19 protein-coding genes are annotated in these 21,890 nt (G+C 52.1%); 12 read left to right on the top strand and 7 right to left on the bottom strand.

The window, feature by feature from the left end; translation table 11 throughout:
* The first annotated feature begins 155 nt into the window (after positions 1-155).
* The 3 genes from BMX17_RS22540 to BMX17_RS22530 are packed head-to-tail and all read left to right on the top strand — an operon-like array spanning position 156 to position 2,254.
* On the top strand, positions 156-530 hold the full coding sequence (locus BMX17_RS22540) for a DUF5805 domain-containing protein (protein ID WP_092664291.1): 375 nt from the start codon (positions 156-158) through the stop codon (positions 528-530).
* Positions 523-1,632 (top strand): site-specific integrase, encoded by a 1,110-nt coding sequence (locus tag BMX17_RS22535; RefSeq protein WP_092664289.1) that lies wholly within the window; start codon positions 523-525, stop codon positions 1,630-1,632. The genes BMX17_RS22540 and BMX17_RS22535 overlap by 8 nt, the downstream gene beginning before the upstream one ends.
* On the top strand, positions 1,625-2,254 hold the full coding sequence (locus BMX17_RS22530; RefSeq protein WP_092664287.1) for a hypothetical protein: 630 nt from the start codon (positions 1,625-1,627) through the stop codon (positions 2,252-2,254). The genes BMX17_RS22535 and BMX17_RS22530 overlap by 8 nt, the downstream gene beginning before the upstream one ends.
* Positions 2,255-2,517: 263 nt before the next feature.
* On the opposite strand, the gene BMX17_RS22525 is transcribed toward BMX17_RS22530, so the two are convergent.
* Genes BMX17_RS22525 through BMX17_RS22515 form a run of 3 tightly spaced genes read right to left on the bottom strand, consistent with a single transcriptional unit; the run spans position 2,518 to position 4,095 of the window.
* Complete coding sequence (locus tag BMX17_RS22525) at positions 2,518-2,913, bottom strand: type II toxin-antitoxin system death-on-curing family toxin (protein ID WP_092664285.1); 396 nt, start codon at positions 2,911-2,913, stop codon at positions 2,518-2,520.
* A gap of 52 nt (positions 2,914-2,965) precedes the next feature.
* Positions 2,966-3,169 carry a ribbon-helix-helix domain-containing protein gene (locus BMX17_RS22520; RefSeq protein WP_092664283.1) on the bottom strand — a complete coding sequence of 68 codons (204 nt, stop codon included), beginning with the start codon at positions 3,167-3,169 and terminating at the stop codon, positions 2,966-2,968.
* Positions 3,170-3,207: 38 nt separating this feature from the next.
* Positions 3,208-4,095 (bottom strand): AAA family ATPase, encoded by an 888-nt coding sequence (locus BMX17_RS22515; protein WP_092664280.1) that lies wholly within the window; start codon positions 4,093-4,095, stop codon positions 3,208-3,210.
* Between the two features lie 266 nt (positions 4,096-4,361).
* Between BMX17_RS22515 and BMX17_RS22510 the strand changes: the two genes are divergently transcribed.
* Together BMX17_RS22510 and BMX17_RS22505 are read left to right on the top strand one after the other, a co-directional pair.
* Positions 4,362-5,171: an HNH endonuclease gene (locus BMX17_RS22510; RefSeq protein ID WP_170845527.1), complete on the top strand. Its 810-nt coding sequence runs from the start codon at positions 4,362-4,364 to the stop codon at positions 5,169-5,171.
* Positions 5,172-5,431: 260 nt separating this feature from the next.
* On the top strand, positions 5,432-6,034 hold the full coding sequence (locus BMX17_RS22505; protein ID WP_092664276.1) for a tyrosine-type recombinase/integrase: 603 nt from the start codon (positions 5,432-5,434) through the stop codon (positions 6,032-6,034).
* Positions 6,035-6,443: 409 nt separating this feature from the next.
* Here the strand turns inward: BMX17_RS22505 and BMX17_RS22495 are convergent, their stop codons facing one another.
* Positions 6,444-6,650, bottom strand: a complete 207-nt coding sequence (locus BMX17_RS22495; RefSeq protein WP_280141432.1) for a S16 family serine protease — start codon at positions 6,648-6,650, stop codon at positions 6,444-6,446.
* Positions 6,651-6,888: 238 nt separating this feature from the next.
* Between BMX17_RS22495 and BMX17_RS22485 the strand changes: the two genes are divergently transcribed.
* The 7 genes from BMX17_RS22485 to BMX17_RS22450 all read left to right on the top strand — a co-directional run bounded on the left by BMX17_RS22485 (position 6,889) and on the right by BMX17_RS22450 (position 18,159).
* Positions 6,889-10,149 (top strand): helicase-related protein, encoded by a 3,261-nt coding sequence (locus tag BMX17_RS22485; protein WP_092664272.1) that lies wholly within the window; start codon positions 6,889-6,891, stop codon positions 10,147-10,149.
* On the top strand, positions 10,142-13,777 hold the full coding sequence (locus tag BMX17_RS22480; protein ID WP_211611428.1) for an Eco57I restriction-modification methylase domain-containing protein: 3,636 nt from the start codon (positions 10,142-10,144) through the stop codon (positions 13,775-13,777). The genes BMX17_RS22485 and BMX17_RS22480 overlap by 8 nt, the downstream gene beginning before the upstream one ends.
* Positions 13,778-14,472: 695 nt before the next feature.
* Complete coding sequence (locus tag BMX17_RS22470) at positions 14,473-15,123, top strand: hypothetical protein (RefSeq protein ID WP_139203671.1); 651 nt, start codon at positions 14,473-14,475, stop codon at positions 15,121-15,123.
* A complete protein-coding gene (locus BMX17_RS27625) occupies positions 15,029-15,922 on the top strand; it encodes an AAA family ATPase (protein WP_092664266.1) in 894 nt (297 codons plus the stop codon). Before BMX17_RS22470 ends, BMX17_RS27625 begins: the two co-directional genes overlap by 95 nt.
* Positions 15,871-16,200, top strand: coding sequence for a hypothetical protein (locus BMX17_RS22460; RefSeq protein ID WP_139203670.1), 330 nt, complete (start codon positions 15,871-15,873; stop codon positions 16,198-16,200). Before BMX17_RS27625 ends, BMX17_RS22460 begins: the two co-directional genes overlap by 52 nt.
* Positions 16,201-16,370: 170 nt before the next feature.
* Complete coding sequence (locus BMX17_RS22455) at positions 16,371-17,129, top strand: endonuclease NucS domain-containing protein (RefSeq protein ID WP_092664262.1); 759 nt, start codon at positions 16,371-16,373, stop codon at positions 17,127-17,129.
* A 400-nt stretch (positions 17,130-17,529) separates the two neighbouring features.
* Complete coding sequence (locus BMX17_RS22450; RefSeq protein ID WP_244515085.1) at positions 17,530-18,159, top strand: ParB N-terminal domain-containing protein; 630 nt, start codon at positions 17,530-17,532, stop codon at positions 18,157-18,159.
* Between the two features lie 175 nt (positions 18,160-18,334).
* On the opposite strand, the gene BMX17_RS25515 is transcribed toward BMX17_RS22450, so the two are convergent.
* From BMX17_RS25515 to BMX17_RS26490, 3 genes are all read right to left on the bottom strand, one after another.
* Complete coding sequence (locus BMX17_RS25515; protein ID WP_139203669.1) at positions 18,335-20,989, bottom strand: hypothetical protein; 2,655 nt, start codon at positions 20,987-20,989, stop codon at positions 18,335-18,337.
* A complete protein-coding gene (locus BMX17_RS25510; RefSeq protein ID WP_139203668.1) occupies positions 20,986-21,453 on the bottom strand; it encodes a hypothetical protein in 468 nt (155 codons plus the stop codon). The genes BMX17_RS25515 and BMX17_RS25510 overlap by 4 nt, the downstream gene beginning before the upstream one ends.
* A 169-nt stretch (positions 21,454-21,622) precedes the next feature.
* Positions 21,623-21,799 (bottom strand): division/cell wall cluster transcriptional repressor MraZ, encoded by a 177-nt coding sequence (locus BMX17_RS26490; RefSeq protein WP_170845526.1) that lies wholly within the window; start codon positions 21,797-21,799, stop codon positions 21,623-21,625.
* Positions 21,800-21,890 lie beyond the last annotated feature (91 nt).

The following is a 21,890-nucleotide window of genomic DNA, read 5'->3' as shown; positions in this document are numbered from 1 at the left end:
TATCTATCAATCTTTGTAATTCAAAGAGGCTTCCCGTAGCCCTCTGTTTATCATATAGAAATAATAATATCTCATATGTTTAAGATAGTTGCACTCTTTGTAGTTCTTTGATTCCGAAAAACTTACCTTTTTATGTATTCAATCCATATTTACGTATGGCAAAAGTGCATATGGATGCCCCCAACGAGTGGGTAGAGGAAGCTGACGAACGTGATCTGTCGCTTACCGAATATACTAAACGTATGATCCGTGCTGGACGTCGGCAATTCGGCCACGACTATGCGCCGAACGAAACTCCAGCGACTCCAAGCACACTCAAACTAGACGATGGTTCAAGTTCCGAAATCGAAACTCAGCTTAAAGGTTGGATTCACGCGAATCTCTCTACTGATGATGCACAGGACGTAGATGATCTCGTTGGCCTTCTCGAAGACGATTTTACCGGCCTCATGAGCGAACTAATGGAGGAAAAAAAGGCACGGTACGAACCCTCAGAAGACGGGTATCTCAAACTCTCCATCGATGACTAAATACGGTAATCTCAATTTTGACGAGCAGTGGTACAATCAGCCGCTAGAGAAGTTCCTCGAACACAAACAGAACGTCGATGACGTGACAGACAAACGATTCAACGCCATTCACAACATCGTCGTTGAATCGCCCGACAGCACCGACTGGGAAGCGTGGGATGAGTTCGTTGACTGGCGCGACGAGATGACCCTTGCCGATGCACGAGCGTTCAAACAACAACTCGAAGACGCTGGACAAGGGTCTCGAAGTGTAGAAACCAAGTTACGAATGGTCCAGTCGTTCTTGAAGGAGTTGCTGGAACGCGACGTGATCGAATCGAACCCAGTCGCCTACGTCTGTGATGAAACAGGTTTCGACCACGACGACCCCGATAAAATCGACCGTACGGTTGATGACATTGGGGAATACCTGCGAGCCATTACAAACCTCCAGCAGCGGGCGATGGGCGTCACATTTGGGAAGACAGGTATCCGAAAAGGAGAGAATTACAATATCGACCTCGCATTCCTGAATCTGGATCACGACATCTACGACGACGTTCTCGAACAGCACGACGTGACGCTCGTTGACGAGATTGCCGACCACCCCGATACCCTCTATATACCGAGCGAGCCGACAATAGGAGAGACATTCCAAGGCGAGAAGCGACGGCTCGGGAACAAACGGAAACGTGGCACAAAAATCCCAATTGACGGCGAGCTGAAGAAGGCACTGCTCGACTGGCTCGCTGTCCGACCGGAGACGAGTTATCCACATCCACTGTGGGTGAAACCCAGAGGAGAGCCAACCCGAATTGGAGAAACGAATCCGAATGTGAAGTTGACGAACTATTGGGCTGAAGAAACCGGCCTCGTCGACGACGGCGATACAGGAGCGTTCACACCGCACTGGTTCAGAACGTTTTTTACCACAAATATGCTGCCTGGTGGTCATCACGAAGACAGCCTTGACCCAACGCTAGTTAAGTACATCCGAGGGGACAAAGGGACAGCAACAGCGGAAGACGGGACGGATATTATGGACGTGTATAAACAGGATTGGGGCGACCAAGTGCGCGAACGGTACCTCGACGCCATCTACCAGTTCGGCATCTATGACTGACTCCAGCGACGACCACGACGACCGCGCCGACTGGCCGACGCCCGGCCCGAACGAACCAGTCCCGGCATGGGACGAGTACGACCAGCTCAAAGAGGCCATCCACGACTACCTCGATCACGAGCCAGACAACCCGCAGTGGAACGACATCTGGCGGGCGCTCGCTGCAATGATGGGCGAGTACCAGCGGGATGCCTTCGTCGACGCCTTCGACCTCGCAGAGCCCGCTGAGACGCCGTGTGTTCGCCGTCTCATCACAGGCGAGGGTAGCTGCACCTGTCAGCAAAAACGCGACTGGAAGCAACGTGAGCTCGAAACAATCGGCGCTCGTGACGACCCGCCACACGCCCCGCCGTATCGAGACCACAGCACGCTCTGGCTCGACGAGTCCGGCGACCCCGCCGTCTACGGGATGCACGTCTATCCCGGCAACGTCGAGATGGTCACGCCGTCGAAGACCGCCGATCCCGACCAGCAGCAGCGCAACGGGTGGATGGACATCACGCGCTGGGCGCGAGAGTGGGGCCTCGAAGTCGGCTTTCTCCCGCTCTCCTGGTACAACCTCGGCTCGACCGTCCACGTCGTGTTCTACCCGCCCGAACGATTCCGGTCGAATTTAGAGTGATGTCATAACGATTTCAGAGTGGAGCCATTCTAATATCAGACAAATTCAGCTACTCTGGTCAAGCTGGACTCAGCGAGAGGACCAGCTAGAGTATCACAGCGACACCAACACACTCATTCATCAAGTGAGTCGAATAGCTCTCGGTTCTCGTTGACAAATTCTTGAACACGGCGGCGAAGCTCTTCCGAACCCCCGTCTTCTGAATCTACGAGACTCATACTAATCTGTACCCTATCTGGACGCTTGAATCTTTGCACATCTCGCTATTGCAGTCTCTCACGGTCGATCTCACCCTCTGCTAACCAGTCTGCGAGTTCTTCGACATCGTAGCGGCGAACTCGTTTCAGTACTTTCTCCACTTCATCTTTGTCGGTAACAGCCGGTTCAGCACCACGGCTTTCGAGATAGAACGCAGTTACGGTCCACGACGTTCGTTTGTTAGCGTCTTCGAACAGATGTGCTGTGAGCACGTTCCGAAGCAACGCTGCTGCCCGAAGAAAAGTCCCATCGTACTCCTCGACCTCTTCCAGAATATTCCGTAGCTCAAGGCGTGGCGCTGCGACGGCTGCGCCAGTGTATTTCAGGTCATATACGTCTTCGATCTCGTCGTGAATCGTGATTATCTCATCCGGTGTCGGGAGATCAGGATCATTAGTCATAGCTTCAGTCTGATATCATAACGATTTCAAACAGATATTGTAACGATGTCTTTCAGAACTCATCTAGCCCTCGCTCGACAAGCATATTGATTGCCGCATTACGGCTCATCCCGAGTCGATCCGCAACTTCGTCTACGTCGTCGAGGAGTTCGGTGGGCATCCGTTGAGTCAACTGCATCCGCTCGGTTCCGTTGTTCTCATCACTCTCATCTTGTGCTTGCTCTTGTGCTTCCTCGGTAATCTTCCGTCGGCCCATATTGATATCACTCTGATTGTGTTCCGATAGTATTGTGATTACGATTCGACTTCTGGCTCCGCATAGTCAATCGCTTCGGCCAGTGACGCCGTCACCTCATCTCCCAGACCCTGGGCATACTGGTAGGCAGCCAACCCAATCAACTCCGCACAGGCAGCCGTTGCGACGGCTGGTATTCCCTTGGACCGCTCGTGGATCACGTCGAGCGCGTCATTTGTGAATGGCGCAGGTGACAGCGCCGCAATTTCTTCAGGCTCCATCTCATCGATTTGCTCTTCTTCAGCTGCGATGCGGCGCTTAACCAGCCGACCGATTCTATCGCGATCGAACGGTTCGAGTTCGAGTTGGAACGACACTCGGCGCTGAAAGGCTCGCCCATCGCTTCCGAGGTCGCCGATGGCGTCCCACTGACTGCTCATCCCGGTCAGAATGACTTGCACTTCATCAAGGTCATTCAAAAACTGGATGACATGCAGTGTGTCCGGGTCGTTCAGTCCGAACTCGTCAATCCCGATCAGGAACGGATCGCCATCATACTCTGAGAGAGAATCTCGGATCTTCTGTTCTGTCAACTTCGTTGACGAGGACTTCCCGACATCCATCTGGTCCGCAACGATCGCCGCCAGCTCATAGGGTGTCACATTGTGTTCCCCAATGTACGCCGTCTCATACCACTCTTCGTAGTCATCGAGTAGCGTTCGAAGGAGCGTTGTCTTCCCCGCGCCGGAGTACCGTGAGTGGATGAGTATCGGCCCGGTGTAGTTGCGAATCGCTGCCGTCACGTCAGCAATGTCGTCAGCGTTCGGCAGAACGTACTCATCAGGAGTTGCCGGATGAGCGAACGGATTTCGTTCCCACCCGAGATGGTTCAGGTACGTCCGTAACTCGTCGTCGGTCGCTTCGGCGATCTGTTTGATACGGTCCATGAGTTCAGTCCTCACCCAGACCGATTTCGGTCTGATATCAGACTGGATGTGTTCTGGTATAATAATCCCCCGTCAGACTTCCGCATGACAGTTGGAGGCCCAGTGAAACCTCTGTGACAGAGAGAATCCTTGCTGAAGACAGAGAAGTATATGTCGTCTACACTACTGTGTTACCAACTAGCATGCAAGATATAGAGCATGAAGTCAGCAGTCGGCCATCTTGCAAGCCACAGTGATTTTTTATCTGCTTGTAATCAATTATAACTGTGACAAACAACTACCCGTCAGATTGGGATTCGCGTAGAAAAAAGGTTTACTCAAGGGATGACCATGAGTGTCAGAACTGTGGTATAGGCGGGGAGCAGAATAGTAATATTGAGCTTCATGCTCATCATATTGTCCCAGTTTCTAAGGGGGGAAGTCATGATATGAGCAATCTTGTGACTGTTTGTGATCAGTGTCATAGCTCTATACATAACGATAATGAGGAGTCACGAAATACAGTCACAAATAGTGAGATTGTTGATGGCCTGAATCCTGAAGATCACGAGGGTATAGAAAGGGCGATAGTCGAAATATCAATTCTTGAGCAGGAGAAAAATGAAACAGTCAAGAAGCTAAATAATAGTTTAGAAATGGTGGGAGAATATGTTGAAAAAGCCTTCAAATACGTTGATGAACCTGGAAGTAATATGCCTGATAAGCTTGCTTCTGCCTATATACGGAGGTATCAGGAATGCAGAGAGGCATTATCTGAATTCAGATCTTTTCCGATACAAGCTAAAGACATTATCAACAATTATGACTTTAATCCGGAGGCCGAAGAAGCTATGAGAGATTATATCAGAGCTCACCGGAATCAGGCCGAAAAGATGGAGGAAGTCTTGGACGTGCTTGAGAGTATTGCGTCAATAGATAATGAATGTGTTATTCTTAATGTGGCTTCACCAAACAGTATTGAGTGGGAAGTGAACCTCCAGGTTGCTTTTGACGATATGAAAGAGGCAAATCAACAGGCTCGTGATGCAGGTGATCAGATGAAAGAGAGTGTTAGAACCGACCTCAGTTGGTTTTAAGGGCGCTGCACTGAAACGCCAAACACATTATACTCATAGTGGTTTTTTGAGACCAACAGTGACCGATATACCCTCTATATCTTGCACGCCTTTCCTAACAGACGCGATAGACATCACCGACTTTCTCGCCAGTGACGACTTGTCTGATAAGTCGGAAACGATTCGCCGAACACCCCGTCTTCCGAGTGAAAATTCAGCCGCATAGCGGCCAGTATACATACGTCGTTAGAAACTTCACGTAGGAAAGTACAGTAGTCTGCATGCGCCTGGAAGCGACGAATCACGAAGATCGAACGAAGGTCTGGATGACCGACGACGAGGTCGAAGAACTTCGTCGAGCGACCGCGAGCTATCGTGACGATATCATCATTCAACTCGGGGCGTTCGTCGGCCTGCGTGCGTTCGAGATGCCACAGATCCAGCCCCGGCACATCAAACAGACCGACACCGGCACGTATCGACTGCGCGTCCCTGAGGGGAAGGACACGACCGGGAACGGCGGAAAACCTCGCGATGCGTTCCTCCCCGACGACGTCGAGCGTGATCTCCGCCAGTACCAGCGCAACGAGAACATCGCCCCGAAAGACCCCTTCATCGATCTGACCGAGCGTGGTGTGCGAGCAGCGGTGAAGCGAACCGCCGAGGTCGCTGCGGAAGCGACGGGCGACCAGGATTTCGAGCTCGTGTCGAGTCACGATCTCCGTCGACGGTTTGCGCAGCGACTCCTCGTCGAGAAAGAGATCAACCCGCGCGTCGTGATGCAGGTCGGCGGGTGGGACAGCTTCCAGGCGATCGAGCCCTACCTGAATGCACCGACGCCCGAGGTCGTCGACGACGCCTTCCAGGAAGCGAGACTGTCGTAGCGCTCAGAACAGACAAAATAGAGTGTCGAGTAGAATCTGATTAGCGCGATAAGCATGACCACAATTGGCAGTGCGTCGCAAAACTACAATAATCTTATAATACCGATAAAGATTCACAGTCCCTACCAATCTGTGTATTATCAATACTAGAGTATATGATTACTATTGGCAACCGGGATCGAAATGAAGAAAGTGAAAATTCACTGGGGAGCCCCCTCCCCAAGAGTTTCTGGAAGCTCTATTTGAAATCGGCCCGAGTGGGACGACAGATATTTCGGATCATATTGGATGTGACCGCCGGGCTACCTGTCTGAAATTAAAGCCTCTCGAAGAGGAAGGAAAATCGAAAAAAGTTTAAAATTCTTTCCTGTTGGAACTGGTTGAATAGCAATCTACTCGTCGCGCGAGATCATTCCAACTCTATTGCTTTACTAGCTGCGTCAAGCGGATCAGTGTAGAATACGAGCTGAAGTTGATCAAGGAGTTCATCAGGTATCTTTGCTAGATCTTCTTTGTTCCTCGCAGGTAGTAGCACTGTCTTTGCCCCCGAATCAGCAGCTAACTGGAGCTTATCGACTAGGGGGGTAACAGCGACCAGCTCACCCACTAAACTCATGTCACCATCGCATCCTCAAGAGTGACCTTAGAGGAGAATACAGGACCGGGCAGCAATATATAGCTAAACACTAAGTTGGCGTGTTGGTTACATTCGGTAACAAGATGCTTTATCTCCCTCCGCTTGTCGATAACGCTAACCGGACGGTTGAAGAACGCGTTGAAGAAATCAAGAACAAAGAGGATCACACGCCGCTCGATTCAGTCATGAAGCCTCTACAAAAGGAACGTGAGAACAAATGAAAGATATCGGAAACCGGGTCATCGACAATAACGCGGGTCTCTTAGAAGAGGACAAAGAGGGTAGTGTACTTGATGTGTTTGAACACTACCTGACTAAAGCAATCGAGGAAGATCGTGAGAACAGTTTCCGGATGGATATCGGAACTGGATTTCTCTTCTTTTCGGGCTTTGAAGCAGTCTCTGGGAAGTTTAAGGAATTAATTGAGGCTGACACCGTCAGTAAAATAGACGACGCGGAGTGGGGGACTGAGGCACCCATACGAGTGGTAATGGGGCCTGAAACCTCGAACCGGACCAAGTCGATCCTCCTCTCTCTAGTCACCGACCAGGTTATTGAATACGATGACGAAGCAATCGAAGTCCTCAAGCAGTTTATTAAGAGCGGGCTGGTGGATTTCCGGGTGATTACTGAGCGGAACTTTCACCCGAAGCTGTACAGCTTTTACCTTCGCTCTGAGGTGCCAGACGACGTCTGGGCAGGCTCAGCTAACTTCAGTAAAGGGGGGCTCCAGAATAACATCGAGCTCTCGGTGCAGATGCAGACTGGGAACCAAGACCGAGAGTTATTCCGGGAGTGGTTCGACAAGCTGTGGGAACAAGGGGAAGAGGATCTTGACGTATTGGAGGTTCTTGAGAAGGTTCAACAGAGCGACTACGTATACCAGCCACCGTCTGTCTTCTTTGCGAAGCTCATTCGCTACCTCGACCGAGACTACTTGTTAGACAGCAGTGTCTCATCTGATGGCTCACCCCTTCTGGAGTACCAGAATTTAACGTATAACATCGTGATGGAACGACTCCAGCGGTATGGAGGATACATTCTCTCGAACAGTGTCGGTACTGGCAAGACATACGTCGCGGCTCAAACTGCAGCAACATACCACCGACGGTCGCCGAATAAAGAGATCCTGGTAGTAGCACCCTCTAACGTGACTGACGAGTGGGAAGAGGTCTTCGAGGAATTCGATATCGATTCTGCAACAGAATTCCTTTCGATGGGAATGCTTCAGAAACAACCACTCGAAGAAGCAACCGAGGGTGATCGGGTTTTTGATTATCGAGATTACACTGACCGGTTCAGTCTGATTATCGTTGATGAGGCTCACAACTTCCGGAATGACAGTAATCGTCGGAACAATCTGGAAGACATCATTCGGCAGAACAGCGACTCCGATGTCCTCCTGACGAGCGCGACACCGATCAACATCAGCCCCGAAGATCTGTTCTCGTTAATCGACTTGTTCTACCGGGCAGGACGGGTACAGCAATTTGAGAGGGCTGGTCTAAAATCACACTACGAGAACACCAGACAACAGTTGAATAAGTTGGATAAGTACGACGACCTCAGCAACAGCCTCATTCAGGACATCAAAAAGATCGAGAACGAACTGTCCATCAAAATCACGTGGCGCATTATCCAGGAAGAGTTCAAAGACGATCTGCGTGAGCTAGCGGGAGACGATGTTGAATACGACGATCCCGAAATCACAGAGGAAGAGTATGACTACCCCCACCGGTACCAGAGTGAGGTATTCGAGGAGATCGTCCCCTTCCTTGATCAACTTAATTACGAACCTTCGAAGCTCTGGGACGGTCAGGGGTACCAAGACTTCGATAATCTGATCTTCCGACATAAGTGGCGGTTGTACAAGCGTCTCGAAAGTAGCCTCAAGGCATTCCACGACAGCATCGACAATCTTCACAAACGGTTCATCCTATACTACGAGTCAATCAAGAGAGACACGGCGATTTCGGAAAATGACGTTGCCTCACTTTCTACTAGTATTGACCCACAAGAAGCTGCTAATGCGACAGACTTCGAACGACTGGAGACCGTCGTTACCACCTATCGTTCCTTGGATTCAGATGTTCAGGAGACGGTGCTCAGTAATCTCAAAACAGATATCAATCTTATTGATCAGATGTTAGACCGGATCACGTCTTCGTTCGGTCACACTTCCACTGTTCCCTATCCTGATGACCACAAAGTTTCGAGACTCAGGTCAATCATCGAGGACAAATTAACTGACGAAAAACCGGTTGTCATCTTCTCTCAATACAGTGACACAGTTGAGTATCTGTATCACAGCCTTTCTGGGGAATTCAAAGGAGTTCGACGTATTCATGGAGGGGTATCTGCGGATAAGGAGGAGTTCGTCTCCTCCTTCAACCGGGGAAAGTTCGATGTCATAATCACCACAGATATGTTGGCGGAAGGGGTGAACATTCCGCGTGCGGACGTCATCGTGAATTTCGACCTCCCGTACAATCCTATCACGCTAATTCAGCGAACAGGCCGAGCGCTACGCATTACGAACCCGAAGAAGGTTGAGGTCCACAACTTCCGGCCAGCAGATTCCATCGACCGAGAACTCGAACTGTACGAAAAGTTGGACGCTCGGCTGGACACCATACTCGACATCGTGGGTCTGGACTTCATCGTCTGGCTGATGGACGAGAAGAAGATCGAGCAATTGCACGAAGAGGAGCGAGAAGAATATATCGAAAGCCTGGATGAGTATAACGAAACGATGGCCTCCTCGAACCCAAGTGAGATTGCGCCGGAACAGGCCCCACCGGAGGAAACCCGAACAGATCGCATCCTCCGGCGGGCTATTGATACATACAATTTGACTACTGATGACGTCTCAGCAGTCTCATCATCGATAAGACGGCCAATCTACACCGTTCTGGAATCCCCTGACAGTCAGGAACAGGAAACAGCTGATAGTGACGCTGAGGTTCGGGAAACGGTACTATCTGACTTCGCTATTCTCGGGGAGACGGGAGGCGACCCCTCAATCTGGACACCGTTGCATCGGAGTGTGAAAGCCGGTTCAAACGAAGACGGTCTCACCGACGGTGATAAGGAGACCATCGAAAAGATTCGAGAAGAACGGCAGGAACAGTACAACCGCGAGAGAGTTACAGCAGGTCAATTAGGCCGTGCTGCCTCACAGTTAGTTGACCAGGTAGAAGAGGTAATGGGCGTAGTTTCTGACCCTGAGATGAAAGAGACGCTTTCAGCGATTCGTGAGCGACTGGAAGCGGACACGTACACGGTCCCCCAACGGAACACCCTGGAAGACAGTCTGTCGTCAATCCAAGAAGAGGACTATGGCTGGATGTCGAACCCAGATAACGAGATCCGAAGCTCATCAGAATGGCAAACAATTATTCAAATGTCGGAGAAAGGGATGAGTAAGTCTGGAGAAAGCGAGGTGAAGGCGGTTATCAAATACCATGACCATGACTGATACTACGAACTACCCGAGGACGTTGGACGCTACGCCACAGGGCGACGGAACTGACGGCTATGGCTACGAGTACCTGGCCAATGCTGGATACTTCGAAGAGCCTACGTCGGACACCTTAACGTACGACTCAAACCATGACGTCAAGTACCGATTCAGTATTGAGGGCTCTGTGCGGATCGCGTACTTCGAATTCCCGATGGATGATGTCCCTCAGGATACGCCGAAGAAGATCGCACAGGAACTGAAGCGGAGAACTCGCTTACAGTACTTCTGGTTCTTCGACCCAAAAACCAATCGGGTTCAGGTATTCCGTGCGTCCCGTGGGAACTTCCAGTTCATCTACAATCCCGACATCCACACGGGTACGACGGCGGAAAGTAAGCTCGATAAGCTGGAACAGGTTTCCGAAGACATCAACGTCCTCTTCGACTACAAGGACGTCGTTGATCGTTTCTACCGAGAGTTGTGGGACCACCGATCCGACCTCGCAAGCTCTCTCACCACTGAGAGCGGATACACGCTCAGCAAGCAAGAGGAGCTTCTGTCCGCTCAGCGAATCATCGACCGCCTGATTTTCCTCTACTTCCTCGTTGAACGTGGCGTTGTCATCCCGGTGAACGACTCCAAGGAGATGGTTCCAGGGAAGACAGATCGCGTGTTCAATACGCTTGTAGACGAGCACGACGACTTCTGGACGCTCCTCCGGACTGTCTTCTTCGACCGGCTGAACTCCCGAGACGCCGATGACGTCAAATTCACCGGGTCTTACTGGCTCAACGTCCCATACCTGAACGGTGGGCTCTTCCAGCCGGAGGACCTCACCACGACGGACGGGACCACCGTCTCTGAGGGCGAGGAACTTGTCGTTGAGGACTTTGACTGGGAAGCACTAATCAGCGAACTTAACGAGTACAATTGGCTCCTGGATGGGCTGGAGGGGACAGACGAAGATGAATCGGACACTGTAGGAAACCTCACCCCGGCCGTCTTAGGGTACATCTACGAGAAGTTCGTCATCTCGGTGAGTAAAGTCGGCGATGACGTCCGGCTCAGTGATTTAGACCCTTCCGAGAGAAATGACCTGCTTTCCGAGGGTAACAGCGAGGTCGGTGCGTACTATACCGGGGAGGACATAACCGACTTCAAAGCCCGCCGAGCGCTGTGGGAAGGCTTACTGGAGAAGATCGACGAAGACCTCAACGAAGGAAAAGAACCTAGAGCCCTCAACCCTGACGACCTGTACCGGCCTGGTGAGAATCAAATCGAGTCAATCGAATCTGACCAGAAGGACGGATTTGACGTCCTCTACGAGGAGTACGAAACCTCCCCAGAAGTCTTGGAGTATCTGGACTCGAAGTTACAGGAGTTGAAGGTGTGTGACCCCGCAGTTGGGAGCGGCTCATTTGCTCTCGCAGTAGCGAACACTCTGTTCGAGTGGCGGTCGATGTGCCGACCTAACACTGATGAGTACGTACTCCGACGCCAAATCATTGCTCAGAACATCTTCGGTGTGGATATCCTAGAAGGGGCAACGGAGATCTGTAAACTCCGGCTTTGGCTGTGGCTGATCAGCGCGACTCCAGTAGATACGACCGAAGGTGCAACCGTAGACGAACGTGACGAAATCCCACCCTTGCCGGATATCACGTTCAACATCCGAACCGGAAACAGCCTCCTCGGATTTACTGAAACCGCTGCAGTAACCGGCGAGCAGCACACCTTGGGTTCTTCCACGATGGAGGACCAACTACGCCAGTACGGGGAGGATGTTCGTGACTACAGGGAATCCAGTGACCCCGAGAAGGAGACGAAGCGTGACCTCGAACGTCGGCATGACGATCTGAAAGAAGACCTCGATGAGTGGTACGCAGGAGCACAGAGCGACTCGAACAACAATCGGCTCACAATGGCTGATCATGTTGACGACGTGAGTGCAGCGTGGGACAGTCTAAATGCGGCCCCGCAATCCTCCACAACGCTCAGCATCAAAATCCCGGATGGGATACCTGAATCCATCGACGGATATCTGGAGAGTCAAGGGTTCACCACGTACAAATACAAAGCACGGTTGGACAGCCCGGCACTCAACAAGCAGGGTGTTGAGAAGATCTTCAATCAACTTCGAGAACACTTCTCAGACCCAGACGATTGGAGTGTTCTCATCGAACGGGAGTACGCCGGACAAGACTTCCGAGAAGACAAGTTGGATGCGTGCCACTGGCCGCTCGAATTCCCGCTCGTATTCATGAAATACGGTGGGTTCGACGTCATCATCAGCAATCCACCTTACGGTGCATCAATTGGAACAGAGGAAGAGCCCCTACTGAAAAGTGATGTAAATTACGAATGTCAAGGTGCAAGCGATTCCTGCGAATGGTTCTATGAACGCGCCCTTGATCTTGTCCACAAACAAGGAGCGATTTCTTACATTGTCAATAAGAGTATCGCATTTTATAGTTCTTGGTCAGACATACGGAGAAAGATAATCTCTGAAACTGAATTCAAGCATATATATAACGTAGGATTAGGATTTGTAGGGGTAGATCTTGAGACAGTCGCAATAATTCACACACTTGATGAAGACACAACTAATCAGACACCTACGGTCCACCGAAGTAGGGACCTACGGAGTACAACTGCGAATCAACCTGAGTTTGTAGGTTGGGCCAGTCAATCTGCGATGAAAGAGTCTGAGACGATTATCCTGCATCCGTTTACTGAAGAAGATGACCGTATCGTGTCGGACTTCGAGTCTTGTACCGACTTTACTGAGTATTGGCATCAGAGACCTTTCCGTGGTGTATATATTCTCGGAGATGACCAGAAAAATATCGTGGAGGGGGAAACTCCCTTTATTGATGACAATCCGGCATTACAACGGTACCATCTTGATTCGGATGGGGTCAGGTATATTGATCTAGATAATTTAACGGAGTCCAATCGGAAGAGCGCGGAAAAGACCCGTCAACCTAGATTATTGTTCAAAGTACTGAGAGGGAGTCGCGTAGTCGTGTATATGGATGAAACCGGTCGGTTCGCTAGTACTGGGGATATCGTTAATGCTCCTGTGGAAACTACGGATTCACCCTATACGATGTCAAGCTTGTTTGCAGTGCTTAACTGCCCGGTTGTTTCATATTACGTTCATCGGATGGTCTATAATGAATCCACCGAGACTGCAAGGAATCTAGATGCTCCTTACATTGAGAATATACCGATACCACCGATATCTGACGAACGGAGCGAGACACTATCAGCGGTTGCCAACTACACATTATTCTTGAATCAATACTGTAGTGATTCAAGCCCGGAGAATGGTGCAAACGAGCTCGCAGAATTCTTTGTTAGGCTAGCTGATGCCTTGACTACAAGCCTATATTTCGACTTACAAGATGATACTGCAGAGATGTGGGATACTTTGGAGGGCAACATCCAAAACATAAATTATACACAGTGGGCTGACGATCGGTTTTCGACTGGACCTTACCCCGAGGCAGAAACTGAACGTATCTATGATATTGTGATGGGAGTGTATTCCAGTATAAATACATCTAAGATGCGAAATCTAATCTCGGATGTTGAAAATAGTCCAATAGCAAGGAGGATTGATGAAGTACTGAATAGGTGACGGCAGCACGTTCGAGACAAACCAGGACAAAATTGAGCCCCCAAACAACGAGAAACATTTAAGATAGGAGGAAGACCCTTTTCGACCCGATAATATGTTAAAAGATGATCATCTGTATGCGAGTTTACCGTTCCCTACGTAGTTAACTTCGTTAGTGTAACTAAGATATTAATTTGTGCGCTCATACCTTCCGAACTTCTGATAGAGCCGAGAAGCAGTCAATAATCATCTTCTGAAGAGTGTTCTTCTAATGTCGTCGTGGGTACAAGATCACCGTGCCGGAAATCAATAGGAAGAACCTCGCCCGTTGACCGTCTTTTTACGCGGTAGAGGTACTGATCACGGTCACGCCCTGTCTCGGTGTTCAGATCATCCTGCAAGCGGTCAGTGACGATGCATTTGACGCCGTGGTACCGGACGTCGGGGTCGTCTTCACCTACGTACACGGTTACTTCATCCCCTTTCCCGTACGGTTCAGAAGCTGGTTGAGGAGGATTCATTGCGTAGTTATCGATTGTCGTCAATCATTAGTCAGCCCTGGCGATGGTTGACTGTGACGATCTCTCTGGGTAGCTGTTTCTGAAACGTCTTGGAAACTTGATTGGGCTGCATCAGGTCCTGGAGATAGACCAAGACGAACAACGGTGACTGTACGATGCTCCGTGCGGCCAAGGACCTGATAGAGGAGGTGTATGATGACACAGAGTGAAACTGAGTTCGGGACGTGGCGAGACAAGCTTATCAAGGTCAACGACCCCACGGACGAGCCGCTTCACTACGAGCTTGTCTCGCCCGCTGGTGAACGCCGGCTTCGAGAATTCGTCACCACGACATCGGCTGACGACCGAGATACTGATGCATCCGATCCACCGCTTTTCGAGGTCGACCCGCAAGCGGCGACGCAAAAACGGCGCTACCGCTACCGAGGGCCCGACGATGTTAACCTCTGGTGTGCCCTTGCGTTCGAGATTGTAGCGATCCGTGGCCAGCAGGTGGACACGGGCGAGAACGGTAACTATACGTTCCTGGTCGGGTTCAGGCTCTCGGCTGACGACGAGGATAACAACGCTATAAGGGGGTCCGAACGCCTCGCCGATCGCGTCACTGTCGACCTTGGGGATATCGAGGAGGACTACCGACCGGTCAGGGAGTTCCGCGTGGCTGGCCTACCCGACCAGCGTGAAGCCAACAAGGAGTTCCTTCGACTTGACAGAGGCCGGTGGGGCTTAGACCCCGAACACGGCCTCCTGCTTGAAGGACCGCCTGTCACGGGGAAAACGGAACCCGTCATGGAAGTTTGCCGCGAACAGTACGGCTCTGTTCCTGTCGAGATTTCGGGCCCCTGAGATCTTGAGCCGGCGGGTCGGCGAGTCCGAGCGCATTCTCCGGGAGCGGTTTGAGCAGGCGCGGGACAATCTGTCACGGATCCTCTACACCGACGAACTTGACGCGATTGCGCGGTCCCGCGGGAAGTCGACACAGGAGTATAGCGCTCAGATTGTCGCCCAGCTATTGGTCTTGCTTGACGGCGTCGACACGAAACGGAATGAGCGTCCGGTCAGGGTCATCGCATCCACAAACATGGCGGAACTCAGCGACGAGGCACTTCGTCGTCCCGGTCGTCTGGGTCGAACCGTGTCGTTCGGATCACTTGTTGATGATGAGTCGATTGCGGTTTTGCACCACTACCTTGAGCGGATACACCGTAACCAGGCAAGCGTCCGCGACGAAAACAAGCGAGCGCCTTTAGGGCGGCTGCCCAACCAGCTTACACGGTTCGTGACTCACGGCAAGCTAGATGCCCACGAAGAGCAGGAAGGAATCGATGACGTCCACCGATTCCTCTCTCACCGAACGGGTGCGGAATTAGAACAACTGGTGCAGCAGGCAACGCGACGTGCCGACGAGGCGATAGACTCCGAGGAGACCCCGGTTCTTACGCTCAGACACCTGTTTGACTCGGCAAGTGATGGGACGAGTGGGGAACTCATTACGCGGCCGACGATATCCAGGACCGTTCACCGTTCGCTGACTCACAAGTCTTCCATGTCACCTCCGGTGAAGGCGAAGCCAAAATCAGAGCGGCATTCGAAGTGTTCCTCCAAGACCACGACGAGTACGAGCAGGGATTGTTCCGTCGTCTGATACTGGATGAAAAGCTGTTCACCACGGAGCCGGATTCCATCTGGAGTCATGTCTGGGAGCGCTTCCAGCCGGCGAAAGGCTACCCCGTCTGCGTCTATCTGGACGGATACGAGCAACTCGTCCGAACGAAGGAACACTCAGCCACCGCCAGTGCAGTATTCGAGGCAGTCTGCGAACGACTCGTCGCCGATCCTGATTCTGCGTCGCCTCCCGTTCTGTTTGGCTGCACCAAGAACGAAGACACCCCATCACCCCACCTGGAGATGTTCACGTCCTGAACTGGGCTATAGCTCACGCTTGTACAATTAACTAATAGCTTCGACAACTTGATGTCTGTCAGTATTGGGGTGACCGATACGGTGGGGTATTCACCGGAAACCTGATGATGGATCTACTGGTATTGGAGACGGATAGCGAACCACCCAATGACAACTCGAAGGTCATCTAAATGATTGTTGATCAGATCGTTAAGCCTGATTTTGAGGCGCTTGAGAGCGCTCTTTCAGAATCGCAGGGTTTGGATAAAGTTCTCGTAGTTTTTGCGACGTGCTCTGTTGAGTGGCGGGGGAACAGAAATGGGTCAATCGGGACTGGTCAACGAATTATTCTCTGCAAGCCAGATGGTGCCATCTCAGTCCATCGGCCAAACTGGGCCCGAGCGATCGCCCGGCAGGGAGTGAATAGCACCCTGGAACTATACCCACTGGAGACTGGTTTTCTCCTCTATGCGAGCAAATCGAAGGGAAAGCACACGATCCATATCCATCTCCAAGAAGTACCGCTGGTTGTCGTTTATAGTGCTACTGACAAAGCAGAGCCAGAGCACAGAGAGACAGAGGAGGAAATGCACGCGTTCATCCAATCCAACCCGGAAACGCTGGAGGACGGTTTACGGATACTTCATCACGAACATCCGATCGATGTGGGCACGATTGATTTCGTGGGTGCTGACAGAAGTGGGAATCGGGTCATCATCGAAGTGAAGACTCAGTATGCAAAGCTCTCTCACGTGGATCAGTTACAGCGGTACGTGAAACACTACAATCGGACAGACAACGCATCAGTACGGGGGCTTCTGGTAGCGCCAGAATTCGGAGAGAAGACCAAACGCGAACTCCGGGAAAGTGGGCTTGAAAAATGCCGGCTGAACGAGTTTCAACATCAAGATTTGGGGCCCAATCAATCATCGTTCGAGAGATGGCAATAAGCCAGATGTCCTGAGATACGTGTCCTGCCCTTGCATGGATCCTTGGCAGGAGACACACCACATGGCCTTTGATCGGGAGTTGGCATGATAGACCAGTGTGATTGAACCCAAGGGGATCATACGTAGATGACGAATTGTGAGGTGCTCCAGCTGACCATTCTTAGTTGAGTAGAAAATGAATCCTGATCCCGAATAATAGCGTGTATCTGTGTTTATTTCTTTATCAGGGTGCTTCTCGGAATAAGAGCGAAAACGTAGTGGTTCAGACGATTCAACGAGAAGACGGGTGACTTATATGCTCAGTCGTCCCCGCAGAAAGTGTGCTCCTGAGCGGGCGGTCGCTGTGCTGTGATCTGAACCGAGTTCTGATTTGCGCCGGTTGGAAGGCCCAGTCTCTCCAATGACCGGCAATCCGTTTCACAACACGCTTGACTGGGCGTTACAGGGCAAGTACGCCCGTGTCGTCGCAGCTGGACGAACCTACAAGGGATGGGTTGAGCGCGTTCATCACGATCGAGGCAGCGTCGTGATGCACAACGTGACTGCCGACGACACAGAGGAACTCGGCAGCGTCTTCATCCGCACGCCAGATATCGTCGAGGTCATCAAACCAAAGAAACGGGTCGAATGGCGGGATGTCGACGAACTCCAGCCGTTCCCTGATCACAACCTCGATTTCGAACCGAAGGATGAGATCATTCGCGCCTGCTATCGCAACCAGTACGCCGAGAGCTTCCCCGTCGTTCGAGAGGATGGAACAATCATCAACGGTCACAAACGCATCAAGGCTGCCCGTGTTGCTGGACTCGACCATCATCCCGTCGAAGTGCTCACCGTGACCGACGACCAGGCCGCCGAGTTGTTTGCCGTCGCCCATCGGAGCCAACTCGAAAACGCGACTGACGACGACCTGAACGAACCCGAAGACCAGGACTCGAGCGAAGACAGCTCCACCGACTCTAACCAGGGTGACTATTCGTCTTTAGCTAAGACCAGTAGTAATATTTCACTAGATGATTATGCCTGGTGATAGTAGATGAAGAAATCTAACGACTGAAACGCTCTTGCAGCTGAAAGTAGCTGATGCAGAACCTTTGGAAACCGTCTTTTCGTCCCGTAGAAGTCGTGTTCTGACGAGATCTACTCTCAAATCGACGCGATCCAGTATTACTCTGAGTATTAGCTAAAGACGAATGCCAGGGTGACTAATCGGCGCGCTGAACACCCTGATTTTGAACCGCTGTCTGTTCTATTGCTGCGCCAAAACTAACTGTCATATCCCTCGATGTTGGCTCATCACAGAGCAATCTCGCCACTCGAATCCAGGGGTCTATCCACGGAAGTTCCCTCCGTAGCGGGTCGCCCTCCAAGCCAGGCCCGTAGAATGTCCCCCCCACAGGATCATCGGGGTCAGCTGTTCTCGCTACATCGTCAACAGTCGCAAGCACGACCTCGTAGAGAACGTCACGAGCTGTTGCGAGATCATCGTCGACCGCAGCGGGACAGATGTTACTCCCTCGTTCTTCTTCAGTCGCAAACGGCAATGCGAATCGGTAGGTCCCGTTATCGGTCTCCCGAACCAAATCCAGCGCCACCAGCGCATCGAGATTCCCGTCCTTGCGGAGTGACCGGCTACTCACACCGGCTTTCTCGGCTAGTTCTGTCTTCGAGAGTGGCTGTGCTGACCGCAACAGCGCCGCCACCGTCAACGAAACTGTTGGTGTCGCATCGGGGAGCAATTGGTCAGCGTCAAGATGTGACAGTGCCACCCGAACCTCGTCAAGCCGGATGTCTCGCGGTCGTGACTCCAATCCCAGCCGGTTCAGCGCTTCCGACACTGCCCACGGATCGCTCGCCAGTGTCTGGCAGAGCGTCACTGCCTCCTGAGTTTTCTCCAATCCTTTGTGTTCTCCAAGACGGCTCATCACAGCCACGTAATCCGAGCGGTCAACCTCCCGCAGCGGCACCTGGACCGCGATCTCCGGTGCGTCCTCACGAACCGGCAGCGGGTCAGAGAGCTGTTCTTCCAACGCTTCCCTTACCCGGCTTGCGTCAGGACTGCGAACCACCAGCGACCCAATGTACTCACCCAATGGGTCAACTGCATCGACTTTCGGTGAGAGTGCAGTTTGCAGTTTCGTTGGCCGATCCTCGAACAGCTGCCGATAGGTCGCGTAATGACCGTATGACGACTGGATCGACGCAGCAATGCTCATCGTCTTGGCGATCTCAGAGATATCGCTCTCGTTGAGTCCACTCGGAACACGGACTTCCCGGATCAAGTCGACGCCGGCGACGTCGAGCAGGTGAGCGATAGTCCCGGCGAGACCGTGTGCCGAGCGCATGATCTGGCTTCTAAACTGGTTACGGTCCTCGTACTCGCCGTTTCGCAGATCCGTTGTCATTCCGGCCAACTTCTGGCCCCACTCGACGATTTCATCACGAAGTACCTGTGGATCATCTTCGGCTTCACTGGAGATACAGCCAATACATCGGGCTGACCGGAGAATGAACGCCGAAGGATCGAGATCATCCAGGCGATTGACTGGGAGAACCTGATCGAACAATCGTGGTGACGCCAAACTCAATGCAACACTCGTTATGTACTGAAGGGGCGTCGTCGCTCGAATTGCTACCAGTGCTTCGTCACGGTCGGCATCGTAGCTCACACCTCTCACGTGGAGGTCTTTAATCGACTCTGAGCGGCTATCAGGTACGTCACTCTCAGCCACCGAGATCTCCCCAGCTGTGGCAACCGACACTGTGGCATCATGCTGAGCGCGACTAAGAAACCGAGTGCGGTAGGGTGCAGTTGCAGGACGGGTTAGAGTAGCAGTGTCGTCTGCGGTCGCGGTCGGCAGTTGCTGTCCAGGCGGTCCCCCCTGACCCCTCTTGCATGCGGGCTTACACGGCCTCTTGTGGAAGCTTCCGGTTTCTTCAAACAGACGATCGAGTTTAGACTGTCGGCCAATCTCGGCGTCGAGACGGTCTAACAACACCGAACCAGATTCGCGGAGTGAAACATGGTTGCCAGTACCGATAGAGTAGCGATCAATCAGACCGAGTCCAGCAAGTTTGTTGAGATACTGGCAGACCGTCGATGCATCACGACGCACCAAGTCGGGCAATGATGCCTGTGGGACTGTCTGGGTGGGTTCATCGGCCAGTTCCCGCAGAATTTTGACGGGTCCACCCTCTGGGTCAAGCGTCCTGGGAGCCTCAGTAGCCACGTCTTCAGCTGGATGATCCCCATCACACCCAGTATCCAGACAGCTATCAAAGTCCAGCGGCAGGTCAGAGCGGTGATTGTCGGCCAGCCAGCGAGCCGTACGTCCGGTGCAGATAAGATACACGTCGCACCGCGTGTCCAGAATCGAGAGCAATTCGAGGGTGTTCTCACGCTGTTGGCGGGGACGCTCAGCGAATATCGTCTTATCAAGACTGGCTGCAATGGTCGGTGTACGGTCAGCAGCATCCAGCAGTGCGAGTGGTCCGTCGACAAGATCGCCGCCGAGAGCTTCTTCGAGCGTCGGATATGTCCCGTCGATGGTCGCCTGTCCTTGCCCGAGTGCGGCAGTGTAGTCGAGCGCGTCTTGGTGTGCATCATGTTCAGGTGGGCGATCCAGCCAACAGACGAGTTGTGCGTAGCGGCCATCGCGAGCAGTGACTCCTGCTTCGTAGAGAATCGAAAGCCAGTCAGAACGGTATGAGTCGGCTAGAAGATGACGGACAGCCTTTTTGAGATGTTGCTGGAATCGGTCAGCAGTTGCGATGGATTGCAAGAGCTTCGACGGTGGCTGTGAACCCACATTGACGGTAATAGCGTCAAGTCGGTCCTGCCCGCAGAGCGAGAGGTTCATGATCCACCCCCAAACCAGACTATGTTCCATCCAATATCTTTCCGCCCGTCGTATCGGACATAGAGTGCCCATCGTAGCCCCTCAAGTTTGCCAGCAGAGCGGGTAACCTTCGGTTTGACCGCCGCTGGCCAGTCACGCTCACAAGTTGGCGAAGAACAGGAGCAGCCAATATAGACGGTGTTCGCACATCCTTCGTCGCTAGCACAGGCGAAGGCGGGCAGGTCTTCACCGCAGTCATCACGAGCGAGGCCATCTTCGCCAGGGAGATCGAGTTCAGGAAGACGGGTATCAAGTGTCGATTTGGTCAACTCACGCTCGATCACATCACCCGGTGAGGGACCAGGCTCACCGTAGCCCGATCGGGAGAGTTCCTTGATATGCAGTTCGCCATAGTCATCTGTATAACCGTAGATAATAGAGAGGTGGTCTGCGAGACCGTAACCGTCGAAATTCTCGACGCTCACGGCTCACCACCTCGGATTTCAGTAGAAGCAGCCTGTGGAGTCGGGGAGAGTAAACCCCTAATACCTAGGACGACGAGTCCTAGGTGGACATAGCCGGGCCAAGGCAGTCCACCTAGGAGATGGGGGCGTCGGTTCTGCCCCCTGGAACTCGCCGCACTGAGCGTCAGCTCTAGGCGTCACCTCCGTCGTCGGTGTCGAGATAAGTTACTTTCTTGGCCTCAAATTCTACGAGTGCTTCCCGCCCTTCAATGGTGAGTGCCTGGCGATGCTCCTTCGGGATGACGAGCCGTCCTTTCTCGTCAACCTTCTTCGAGAACGAGATCGTCGGACTTTCTGACCCACTCATCTGTTCAAAATAGTGAACTCGTTTCAGTATTAAGTGTTTGGGACAGCAAAATGGAGTGAATTCAAAGAACTGTAAAGAGTGTATCTATCAA

This window comes from Halorientalis persicus (assembly GCF_900110215.1).
GTDB lineage: Archaea > Halobacteriota > Halobacteria > Halobacteriales > Haloarculaceae > Halorientalis > Halorientalis persica.
The sequence above is the reverse complement of the archived record's forward strand: the minus strand, read 5'-3'. Positions and strand labels throughout refer to the sequence as shown.

What these genes read in the sequence shown, in the direction of transcription:
- BMX17_RS22540 (WP_092664291.1), top strand. Translation starts at nt 156, where the DNA reads ATGGCAAAAGTGCATATGGATGCCCCCAACGAGTGGGTAGAGGAAGCT.
- BMX17_RS22535 (WP_092664289.1), top strand. Translation starts at nt 523, where the DNA reads ATGACTAAATACGGTAATCTCAATTTTGACGAGCAGTGGTACAATCAG.
- BMX17_RS22530 (WP_092664287.1), top strand. Translation starts at nt 1,625, where the DNA reads ATGACTGACTCCAGCGACGACCACGACGACCGCGCCGACTGGCCGACG.
- BMX17_RS22525 (WP_092664285.1), bottom strand. Translation starts at nt 2,913, where the DNA reads ATGACTAATGATCCTGATCTCCCGACACCGGATGAGATAATCACGATT.
- BMX17_RS22520 (WP_092664283.1), bottom strand. Translation starts at nt 3,169, where the DNA reads ATGGGCCGACGGAAGATTACCGAGGAAGCACAAGAGCAAGCACAAGAT.
- BMX17_RS22515 (WP_092664280.1), bottom strand. Translation starts at nt 4,095, where the DNA reads ATGGACCGTATCAAACAGATCGCCGAAGCGACCGACGACGAGTTACGG.
- BMX17_RS22505 (WP_092664276.1), top strand. Translation starts at nt 5,432, where the DNA reads ATGCGCCTGGAAGCGACGAATCACGAAGATCGAACGAAGGTCTGGATG.
- BMX17_RS22495 (WP_280141432.1), bottom strand. Translation starts at nt 6,650, where the DNA reads ATGAGTTTAGTGGGTGAGCTGGTCGCTGTTACCCCCCTAGTCGATAAG.
- BMX17_RS22485 (WP_092664272.1), top strand. Translation starts at nt 6,889, where the DNA reads ATGAAAGATATCGGAAACCGGGTCATCGACAATAACGCGGGTCTCTTA.
- BMX17_RS22480 (WP_211611428.1), top strand. Translation starts at nt 10,142, where the DNA reads ATGACTGATACTACGAACTACCCGAGGACGTTGGACGCTACGCCACAG.
- BMX17_RS22470 (WP_139203671.1), top strand. Translation starts at nt 14,473, where the DNA reads ATGACACAGAGTGAAACTGAGTTCGGGACGTGGCGAGACAAGCTTATC.
- BMX17_RS22455 (WP_092664262.1), top strand. Translation starts at nt 16,371, where the DNA reads ATGATTGTTGATCAGATCGTTAAGCCTGATTTTGAGGCGCTTGAGAGC.
- BMX17_RS22450 (WP_244515085.1), top strand. Translation starts at nt 17,530, where the DNA reads ATGACCGGCAATCCGTTTCACAACACGCTTGACTGGGCGTTACAGGGC.
- BMX17_RS25515 (WP_139203669.1), bottom strand. Translation starts at nt 20,989, where the DNA reads ATGAACCTCTCGCTCTGCGGGCAGGACCGACTTGACGCTATTACCGTC.
- BMX17_RS26490 (WP_170845526.1), bottom strand. Translation starts at nt 21,799, where the DNA reads ATGAGTGGGTCAGAAAGTCCGACGATCTCGTTCTCGAAGAAGGTTGAC.